The sequence below is a fragment of the Thorsellia anophelis DSM 18579 genome, from assembly GCF_900111395.1.
Lineage (GTDB): Bacteria > Pseudomonadota > Gammaproteobacteria > Enterobacterales > Thorselliaceae > Thorsellia > Thorsellia anophelis.
This window is the reverse complement of the sequence record NZ_FOHV01000013.1, coordinates 61,110-71,811: the sequence shown is the minus strand read 5'-3', so window position 1 is coordinate 71,811 and position 10,702 is coordinate 61,110. Positions and strand designations below refer to the sequence as shown.

Below are 10,702 nucleotides of genomic sequence, written 5' to 3'. Positions count from 1 at the left end.
TTTAAGGTGCGAACGCAATGCTTTTGAGGTGTATTGTGTTCCTTGGTCTGAATGGAATATGAGCCCAGTTAGTTGCGGTTTATGCGCTAATATAGCTGATGTTAATGCGTTGATAACGAGTTGAGTATCAGCACATTCAGACGTGGCATAGCCGACGATTTCTTTATTTGCCAGGTCGAGTATGGTTGCTAAGTAACTCCAACCTTTCGCTGTACGGATGTACGTAATGTCACTACACCAATGCGTATTTAATTTAGGCTGATTAAACTGTCTATTCAATAGATTAGGTATATCAGGACGAACTTCATCGACATCATAATGGTGACGCTTTTTAGGCGTTTTAGCATAAATATTAGCACTTTTCATTAGTGAGCGAGTTTTATACACACCTATTTTAATACCTTGCTTATTTAATTCGTTTTGCATTCTACGCTTACCATAGCACTTAAAGTTTTTATTATGTATTTCAATGATTTTATTAGTAATAAGTTCATTGGTTTGATTGATAATTGGTTTGTAATAAAAACAAGAAACCGGCACTTCTAATAAAGCACACACTCGCTCTATAGATAAATTGGGTTCAGCCTTACTCACTCTCTTAATTAACGCAATGCGGGATTGTCGTGTATGAATAAGGCTGTTGCCTTTTTTAGAATGCGGATATCCTCGCGGGCTTCAGCTAACTGGCGTTTGAGCTCATAAATTTCTCTTTTGTCTTCATTCAGGGGAACTTTACCCTCAGCTAAATTACCGGCTGTCTCATTTAAATACTGACTTTTCCAGCGCGTAACAGCTGAGTGAGATGCACCAGAAATTTCCATAACGTGTTTAATTGAATGATTATCTTCAACGATGAGTTTAGCGAATTCATTCTTTTGTTTTGGGGTAAAAGATTGGCGCACTTTTCTGTTTTTATCTGTCATGTAATGTCTCCAGTTTGATTGTCATTGTAGGCTATAATTGCCTACAAGAAAACTATACCAGTACAAATACCACTTCTAGCACCATGACAACGATAAAATACGTCCCCATACTAGGTGTTCGTCCATTATCATTATTTGAACCTAAAGACGCTACAGCTTGCGCTATGAATCTAGAGATAAATATCACAAACGTATTAACGACTCCTTGTAATAAAGTCATCGTTATCATATCACCATTAGCAATATGAGAGACTTCATGCGCAAGCACAGCTTCAACCTCATTTTTTTGCATTTGGGTTAATAAGCCAGTACTGACTGCAACTAACGCATCATTCCTATTAGCACCTGTTGCAAAAGCATTCATATCAGCAGCCTGATATATTGCTACACTTGGCATGCCTATCCCTGCTAAAGATGCTTGTTTTTGAACTGTTTCTAATAACCAAGCCTCTGTTTGATCTTTCGGTTGTTGAATGACTTTACCACCAACTGATTTTAATGCGATTGTTTTAGACATCAATAAGGATATGATTGAGCCTGTAAATCCAAACAATCCAGCCATAATAACTAAACCCATCATGCTCTGTCTATCAATACCTGTAATAGAAAGAATGATCCCAAAAACTAACATCACTGCCATATTGGTTAATAAAAATAAACCTATACGTAACATTTATCACCTCATATAATTTATGATATATTTCTTCTAATAAATCCTAATTTTTTGATTAAATTATAAAATTCCGCAATAAATCTAATCTTGCCTATTCTAATCTTAGTTTATACGGCTTTAGTTGTTCAGTTACATATCATCTTTAAACATGCAGCATTGACTCCAGAGAACTATATTACCGATTATGTTTGTTTTGCTATAATATTTAACGTAAATTTTTGCAATAAACTGTCAAGTATACTTCCTAGGAGTTTCTTTGTATGCATTTGTGTGAACATTGAAATTATTAGTGATACTAGAGACTAATAAACTCTCGAAAAAAATTGTAATCGCAACTTATGGATACATATATGAAGCCAATTTAATTTTTACTGTTAGGTTATATTGACTCTATAAAAAAGTATGAATAAATAGCAAAACTGCTTTATCACAAATAAAATATCTATATAAAATACGCAGGAATACTCAATGACTTATTTAACATTCAATGATGGAAAATCAGACAAATTTTGGCAAATTGAGCTATTAGATACAAATCTAAATATCTCATGGGGTAAAACCGGAACGAGTGGTAAGCACCAAGTAAAAACCTTCGAATGTGAAAAAGCCGCTAACATAGCAATGGATAAACTCATTAAAGAAAAACTTAAAAAAGGGTATAAAAACTCATTAGATACAGGCAGCGAAGAAATGCATGTATCAGTTGATGAGGCTATCACTCCAATGATTGATCCTACCTCTCATTCTGCTAGAAATAAGACATTACTACAATCAAGTAAAAATAAAGCTTTGGAGGCATTTCCTGCTGACATTCATGCTTACGAAGTTGTGTTACCAGCACAACTGACAAAAAAGGCATTTTCCAACAGATCTAGACTTTGGCAAAATGCTACGCTTAACCTTAATCAAAGCTGGCAAAAAATTTATCAATTCGTTAACACTAACTATGTGAATTTTCAATCACTGTTACCATCAATTGAAAATTCATCTGAAACATTTATCAATGCAATTATTGAAACCGAGAATCGCATTAAGTCCAATAACCAAGAAGGTTCGTTACTTTCAGACGCCATATTACTCCACACTTATCAACAGTGTTGTAATAGACGTGATTTAACCGATACATCTTACTGCATGACTGAATTTATTATTGCAAAACATGGTCTCATTAATGCAATTGAAATTTTATTATTGAGTTTCCAAATTGATCTCAGTGATGAAAACAATCATGGCTTAAAGTATCAACAAACACTTTCTGGCCCCAATTCAACCAGTTCTGAATATAACACTTTTTTATACTACTTTAGAGAGTATTTATCTTGCACAGATGATGAGACTTGGTTAACTTGTGCATCGAAACTAATTCAATCATTAGACTATCTACACATAAGTCGTCATGCATTCATTGCGTTTTTAATCCCAGAAAAACCTGATATTATTAGAAATATCGCAATAAACTTAATCGATGCTAAAAATAATAAAGAGTTTGATTGGCATACTTATGAATGGGCGATGAATCTACTGATATTCACAATACCAATTGAGGCATTTTTCAATCAAGAAGTTCAAGCAGAATTAAATGATATCATTATCAGACCTAAGCATTTTCCTGATTTAATCTTTGATAAATTTGTCGTCGAGTTGGTTATTGATAGAGGGGTAATTTTAGAAGAATCAATTATTAAAACATTTGGATGGGCCTCTACTACGAGTAAAACAGCCCTTTCACTTATGCCAACATCTAGTGCAATTAAATCACTTAGTCATCATATTGAAACAAAAGTTGGTTTATCTTTTTTCCAAAAAAGCATTCATAATTGGCCTTTGTTAGCAATTCCAGTACTAGCTGAGTTACTTATAAATGAACCAGAACATTACATATTTAAATACCTACTACAGAAATTAATAATAGAGCAACATAATAAGTTGGATTCATTATTACCAACTATAGACTCTCAATATCAAGCAATAATTATAGAGTTAAAAAATAGACTGGTAAGTGACCTGTCTGATGATGAATATGCAACTGAACTACCTAAACCTTTAATTTCGCCATCTTGGTTAAATAATCAATCAGATATTAAAGCAGTTGTACCTATAAACGCACTACCGATTTTGCACAGCACCCCTGAAAATCACTTTACTCCAGCAGAAATCAAAAAGGCGAATAACTTTAGCTTAGGTCTATTTAAAAATGACCAAATTACAGATGATACAATTCACTATCTTATTCAGTGGCTTGGCTTTAGCATCTCTCGTGAAAATGAACTTTACCCAGATATCGTTAAAGCACTTAAATCGTTTGATAAAGCGAGCCTACTAAACGCTTATGATGCATTTTCACAAACACAAAAATTAAGTATTAATTTCACATTAACTAGGCTTTTACCCGATGAAATAGCAGTGGAAATATGGAATCGATATAGTATATTTGGTTATGAAGGGACTGACTATATGCTAACTCGCCATGGGTTTCAAGCGATACCAGGTTTGATTCGTCTGCTTGATTCATCCCCTGCCAAAAATATCGTTTTTGCCTCTAAACTTGTCTCTGCTGAAAATGCCATACCGATTGCAAAAGCGTTTAATACCAAAAAACCTATTCGCCAAAAGGCGGCCAAATGGTTACTTGATTTTAAAACCCACGCGATTATAGGTTTAATACCACAAGCACTTTGTGCTAAGGGTAAGTTACAAGACAATGCAATCACAGCACTCACATACATAGCCTCAGAAGGCTCACGTGATTTAATACTTCAAATAGCTGATAAGTATAATAATAGTAATGTTAGTCAATCAATCGCGTTATTAATTAATCAACCCCAAACGCGTATTGTTAATAACAATACGCCTAATTTACCAACTTTTTGGCATCCAAATCTATATTCGAGGCCTAAACTAAAAACAAATCTGAAATCCCTTCCCAATTTTGCTATGAACCATCTCACCATGATGTTAAGTCAAAGTAGCCTTGAAATGACCTTTGATGACCTCAGTACTGTTATAGATGAAATGACGCCAGACTCATTTTCTAAGTTCATTTGGGAATTATTTTTAGCTTGGAATTATCTTTCTGGCGATCTGACTGAAAGTTGGATGGTAAGCGCGCTTACTTTGGCTCCCACAGATAAGAATATTGATGGGTTAACTGATTATATATTAACTTGGCCAGGTCAATCTCTTACTCAGCGTTCATTACTAGGCCTAGAAATACTTGCCAAGATTGGCTCTGATAAAGCAATAATCAGCCTAAATTCGATTTCAAATCAAGCTAAGCAAAAATCACTGAAACTTGCAGCAAAGCATAAAATTGAAGAAATAGCTAAAAATCGTAATTTAACCTTAGAATCATTAGAAGACAAACTTGTCCAGACATTTGGGTTTGATGCTAATGGCGAAAAAATACTAGATTTCGATGGGCTTCAATACAAGTTAAAGTTAGGCCAGACGCTTAACCTCAATATATATGATATGGATGGTAATCAATTAAATCAACTTCCAAAAATAAAATCCAATTTTGATTCACAACCAATTAAAATGGCAAACGATTTTATCAAAGCGCTACCTAAAGAGATTAAAAAGATAATTGCGACTCAAACTAAACGACTAGAACAGGCTATGTGTAAACCCCGTAGATGGTCAGTAGAGGAATTCAATGCTTTATTTATTGAAAATCCAATACTAAATAATTTAGGTCAAAAATTAATTTTTGGTGTCTATGATGGAAGCACTCAATCCTCACTCTCAGCCGAAATATTGCAGCTTTTTAGAATTAATGAAGATAAAAGTTTGTCAGATGAATCTGATGCCCATATATCATTAAAACAGTTTAAAAATATGTGTATTGGTATCATTCATCCTATTGGTCTCATTCATCCTATTGGTCTCTCTTCTGACCAACTAATTAAATTAAGCACGTTACTTGATGATTATAATATTATTCAACCATTCAACCAAATTCATAGGCCCTATTTTACGTTTAATGGCTCAAACCAATTCTTAACTTCTTTAGAACGCTATCATTCACTGAACATTCCGACAAAACAACTTATCTCATTACTAAATGAAGGATTTATTAAGAATAATGAAGGGAGTGAGTTTAAAATGCTCGGGAAAGAAATTCATGATTCTTTGTCAGTGAGGATCGTTTTTGAACCTGGTTTTGTGATTGTAATGCCAGATGATGAGCCTATTCAAACTATTGTTATGGTAGAAATGGTTGATCCAATTACTCTTAAATCTAAGTCTTGTGTGCAAATTTTCGATAAAATTGACCCTATTGCAACGAGTGAGCTTTTGCTGACATTAAACACGCTCTCATCTTGCTGATCATAAGAAGTAAAGCAATTTGAGATACCTACAAAATGGTTCATCAACGCTTGAGATGAATTAGGGTGTGGGTTCTTTTTGAATCCCCTCCTTATCGTGAGGCTCTCTATTAGCAAAAATATTTGCATGTCTATGTTTAAACTTCATTTGTCTTTATACGCTAATATTATGTGCCACAATAAGTTCTATATGATTGATCATTACCTTCAGGTGGCATTTGATATGGTACGATTTTATCACTTTGCTGATAGGGTTCACGCAAACTCTCTAGAAGACGTTCAAATGGTGTCATATTACCTAAATAAGCTGCCTCAAGTGCGATCTCTACTTGATGATTTCTCGGAATAATAACTGGATTAGACTGTTTCATCCATTCTATGGTTTGTTCAATTGTAATCGAGTTCAACGCGACTCTTTTCTTCCATTCAACAAACCACGTCATAAATTCATTATCTTGACTCAGCTGAGTAAAACCGTTTATTCCTAAAGAATCTGGATTAAGTGATTCCATCAACTCTAAAAAAGTATTGGTATAATCTGCTTTATTTGTGCTCATCCAAGTAAGGAGATGCTCTATCAATTTATCATCATCTTGATGATCGCCATACAGACCAAGTTTTTGCTTCATCATAGTGTGCCATTGATTATGATAATAAGATGAAAATTTATTGAGGCTATCAGTCGCAAGTTCAATTGATTTATCTCTATCTGATTCAATCAAAGGTAGAAGAGACTCAGCTAATCTAACTAAATTCCACTGAGCAATAGCAGGTTGGTTACCAAAAGCATACCGTCCTGAATCATCAATCGAACTAAATACTTTTTTAGGATGGTAGTCATCAATAAAAGCACAAGGACCATAATCAATCGTTTCACCAGAAATAGTCATATTATCCGTATTCATAACCCCATGAATGAATCCTACTCGCATCCAATTAACAATCAAATCGATTTGCCTAATCATCACTGCCTCAAAAAAAGCTAATGCAGGATTAGCGACATCGATTAAATCAGGATAATGCCGATTAATGCTATACTCTAATAGAGACTGAATCAGTGACCTATCTTGCCTAAATGCCGCAAATTCAAATGTCCCTACTCTTAGATGTGAAGACGCAATTCGAGTTAAAATTGCCCCTGGCAGTAATGTTGTACGATATACATTTTCACCTGTAGTCACAACAGCTAGCGAACGCGTAGTAGGTATGTTCAAAGCATTCATTGCTTCTGAAATCAGATATTCTCTTAACATTGGACCTAATGCTGCTCTCCCATCTCCACGTCTTGAATAAGGAGATAATCCGGAACCTTTTAATTGAATATCAAGACGAGTGCCATCTGCTTTGACATGCTCACCTAATAAATGGGCTCTGCCATCACCTAGAATAGCAAAATTACCAAATTGGTGCCCTGCATAAGCTTGGGACAGTGGCTGTGCACCTAATGGAAGAACATTACCAGAAAACATCTTAGCAATTACATCTGCAGACTCATTGAGTCTAAGGCCTAGTTCAGAAGCCAATTGATGATTAAACATAACAAGCTTAGGACTTATCACTTTTAATGGGGCAATTTCTGTGTACAATAACTCTGGCAAATTTACATATGTATTATCAAAATTAAATCCAAACGAGTTTTTCATTATGTGGTTACCCTGATTATCCTTATCCGTTTGAACCCTCAAGCGGATGATTATTAGTTTAAGATTTAAATGTTAATTATGCTATCCATTAGAGAAAAAATTCTTAAATTTAAGAACAAATCAAATGCTACTGTGTTAAGCATGCTCATGTTGTCAATCTTGATTCTATAAGGTCTATCACTATAAACATTGACGCTTAGTTCATATATTCAGAGCAATTTGATAGTATATTCAAAAGTGAGTGGTTTTACCGTAAAAATAAATGGTTACAAGAAGATTATATCCCTACACTTAGCGAGATTTAAATGATTTACTCTTATAGAATTACAAAATATTATCTAGCATCAGAAAACGGGCATTTATCTTCAGATGACTCGGATTGGACAAGTTTTCATGATGTAGGAATCAAAACTAGTCTACAAGATTACATGCAAATTGAAAATGCGTACGTTGAAATTATTAGCAATTTATGCCGGTATTTAGAAATTTCATTTTTAATCATAGATCAATTAGAAGTTTATGACAAAAATGAGATCTTCGACTATGCTAACCAAGATAAATTAGACATACACAAAATTGATCACATCATAAGGATGGTATTACGTGAAAAACTTTGGTGTAAATTAAAATCAAAGCAATGCGAATTTCACTTTGGCTATGACTATTATATGTATTGTGTTTCAAACACCGATTTGACACATTTTATCGAAACGACTAGCACAATACTGAATATACAAAAGTTTATTTCACCGTATTTAGATTAGTTATTGATTAAATGACGCCATTTGCCATTTTTAATATAGACTGTATCTGCTACCACCACGTATCAACGTTATGCATACCCAAAAGCTCCTCTGTAGCGATATTAGCATGCTAGCAGTTAACAAGAACAGGAACAGGATTTAATGGAAAAGTTTGATAACTTGCACATTTCAAGAAAAATGACACCATATGAACAGGAAGTTCTAAAAAAAATCAACCAATTACTTTTCCATTATGACATTCAGAATAACACTAATCAGCAAGTACAAATTAACAATAACGTTTACACAATTGATTTTTCGGATAGCACATTAAGTTCGATTAATAACGGAGCTCGATATATAAATATCGATAATTCAAACACAAGCATATTACTTCTACCTGCAGGCTTTGACTATATTCGAAGAGTGAATAGTGCTGAAATCGTAAAATTATACGATGGCAATTTTGTTACCTTAATGCTCAATGATAAACCGTTATTTTCAAATGAAACGGTTGATAGTATAGATAAAGCATTCCAAAAGTTTCAAAAAAGGGTTCGCCGGTTTCTAGATGGAGAAGATAATTTACCTCAAAATTATCATATTGATGTGTACACCAGAAATTCAAATGAGGCTGAATGGAATGCAGAAAATAGAAATCTCGGTTTCATCTACCCCATCTATTTTGCTGCCCTATTCGCTTTTCTAGTAGATAGTCTAACTAGTTGGAATTGGTTTTGGATAATTCCACTTGTTTTAGTTGGGTTTATCCTTTGGCTCAATAAAAAAATCACGTATGAATTTACTAGTTATCCAATTTTTGCTTTTCAAGGCAATATGTATATCACCAGTAAATCAATGAAGTCAAAAAATGAAGGAAATACAAGTTCAAGCGATAGTGTACCTAATTCACCTATGACCATTAAACTTGAAAATACAATAATAGGTCCTGTTGAGGTACCCAATCACTGGCGAGAAGAAATTCATCTCACACTTGCGAAAAGTGGATGTATGCAACAGGCAGAATACAGCATCTCACAAAAGAGAATGGTTAGATTCAATAACTCACTCAGCCTAGAGAAAGAAGGCTCTCAAAAGTTGCTAAAATTGTGGAGAAGTCATTTAGTTATGCTTATTTTTATGATTCTTCTAGGTTGTTATCTAATCGTAGAACAGACCGTAGTAAACTATGTTCTTTTGCAATACCAGAAATATTTCACTCATCAAACCCCAATTGAAGTAGCAGCTGTACTAAATGAGTTAGAAATGATGGATAACGCCCCTACATCTGAATTAAATCAATACATAAGCCAAATTAAGAATCAATTTTATGCTTTCAATGGTTCAGTCACTTGTATGATAAAAACAAATCAATACGGTGCTCCTATAACAGAAAATTGTTCTCATATGCAATTAGTCGATACACATTTTGATAAAACACGCTATGATAAATTGAATCAATTATTAGCGAACTCTACCTTTAATTATATAACAATTATGCGTGCAGTAAATTCAGATTTGACTCTAAGATTAGATGTTACCCCTCCAATATTACAAATTGCTGATAAGGCGATAGCACTTCATTCACCAGATATTATTGAAGCGATTAAATTATTAACAACACACGACAATCTAATGAATGATGATGCATTACATCACTCTAACCTCAATTATTTATTGGATAAAGAAAATCTACTCAGATACATAGAAATATTTTATACTAATGCAGACGAAAAAAATTGTGCTAAAATGAAAGAAATACTGTTTAATAACTTGCTGTTTAATTCCTCGCAAGCATTGTCTGACTGGGAATCATTGATAAAAGCATCTGACAATGAATCCATATACGATCTTTCAAATCAATTCATCTTAGTGAAAAACTCAGATACATACTTTATCCATGAAGCAAAAAAAGTTCATGATAACGCTGTAAATAACTTGGTTAATCCCAACAAAAATCATCCTATTAAAACATTTTGGATGACATCGAAAGTATCTGATGAATTTTATAAAACCGTTCAATCATCAAACTTGAGCCTTGAAAGATTAACTGATCAAGTCAATTTTTATCCATTAGATGTAATTGTCAAAATTCGAGCGATTCAAATTAAAGATGATAAGGTATTGCTTGAAATTGAAAAGTTTGATAGTAATTTAACCATTAGACAAATGATAATTTTGGCCTTTATTTGCATTTTGTTTATTTATCTATTTTTAAATCATCTGGTTAAATTCATCTTATCTTTACGCTACCCGAAAACGATGACAGGTGCTAGTTCAGATAAAAATCAATTAGGCATGAACTCAACATCAGTAAGTAATCGATTTAACATTACAAAAGATAAACCTAAGTTAGATTTACAAGGCAAACACTCTAAATAATTTAGAAGAT

General features: G+C 33.6%; 6 protein-coding genes and 1 pseudogene. 3 read left to right on the top strand and 4 right to left on the bottom strand.

The features are described 5' to 3' along the window. From BMW37_RS09170 to htpX, 3 genes and pseudogenes are all read right to left on the bottom strand, one after another. Positions 1–594: IS3 family transposase (locus BMW37_RS09170; RefSeq protein ID WP_245711052.1), on the bottom strand; the 594-nt coding region annotated here is incomplete at its 3' end. Between the two features lie 8 nt (positions 595–602). After that, positions 603–923: a transposase gene (locus BMW37_RS09165; RefSeq protein ID WP_093320024.1), complete on the bottom strand. Its 321-nt coding sequence runs from the start codon at positions 921–923 to the stop codon at positions 603–605. Positions 924–987: 64 nt separating this feature from the next. After that, positions 988–1,596: pseudogene (gene htpX / locus BMW37_RS09160) on the bottom strand (protease HtpX); the annotation flags it as partial. A gap of 468 nt (positions 1,597–2,064) precedes the next feature. Here htpX and BMW37_RS09155 point away from each other — a divergent pair. Next, positions 2,065–5,925, top strand: a complete 3,861-nt coding sequence (locus BMW37_RS09155) for a WGR and DUF4132 domain-containing protein (RefSeq protein WP_093320019.1) — start codon at positions 2,065–2,067, stop codon at positions 5,923–5,925. Between the two features lie 166 nt (positions 5,926–6,091). On the opposite strand, the gene BMW37_RS09150 is transcribed toward BMW37_RS09155, so the two are convergent. Next, on the bottom strand, positions 6,092–7,567 hold the full coding sequence (locus tag BMW37_RS09150; RefSeq protein WP_093320016.1) for a protein adenylyltransferase SelO: 1,476 nt from the start codon (positions 7,565–7,567) through the stop codon (positions 6,092–6,094). Between the two features lie 305 nt (positions 7,568–7,872). On the opposite strand from BMW37_RS09150, the gene BMW37_RS09145 reads away from it, so the two are divergent. Together BMW37_RS09145 and BMW37_RS09140 are read left to right on the top strand one after the other, a co-directional pair. Next, on the top strand, positions 7,873–8,331 hold the full coding sequence (locus tag BMW37_RS09145) for a hypothetical protein (protein ID WP_093320014.1): 459 nt from the start codon (positions 7,873–7,875) through the stop codon (positions 8,329–8,331). Between the two features lie 141 nt (positions 8,332–8,472). Then, positions 8,473–10,692 carry a hypothetical protein gene (locus BMW37_RS09140; protein ID WP_093320011.1) on the top strand — a complete coding sequence of 740 codons (2,220 nt, stop codon included), beginning with the start codon at positions 8,473–8,475 and terminating at the stop codon, positions 10,690–10,692. Positions 10,693–10,702 lie beyond the last annotated feature (10 nt).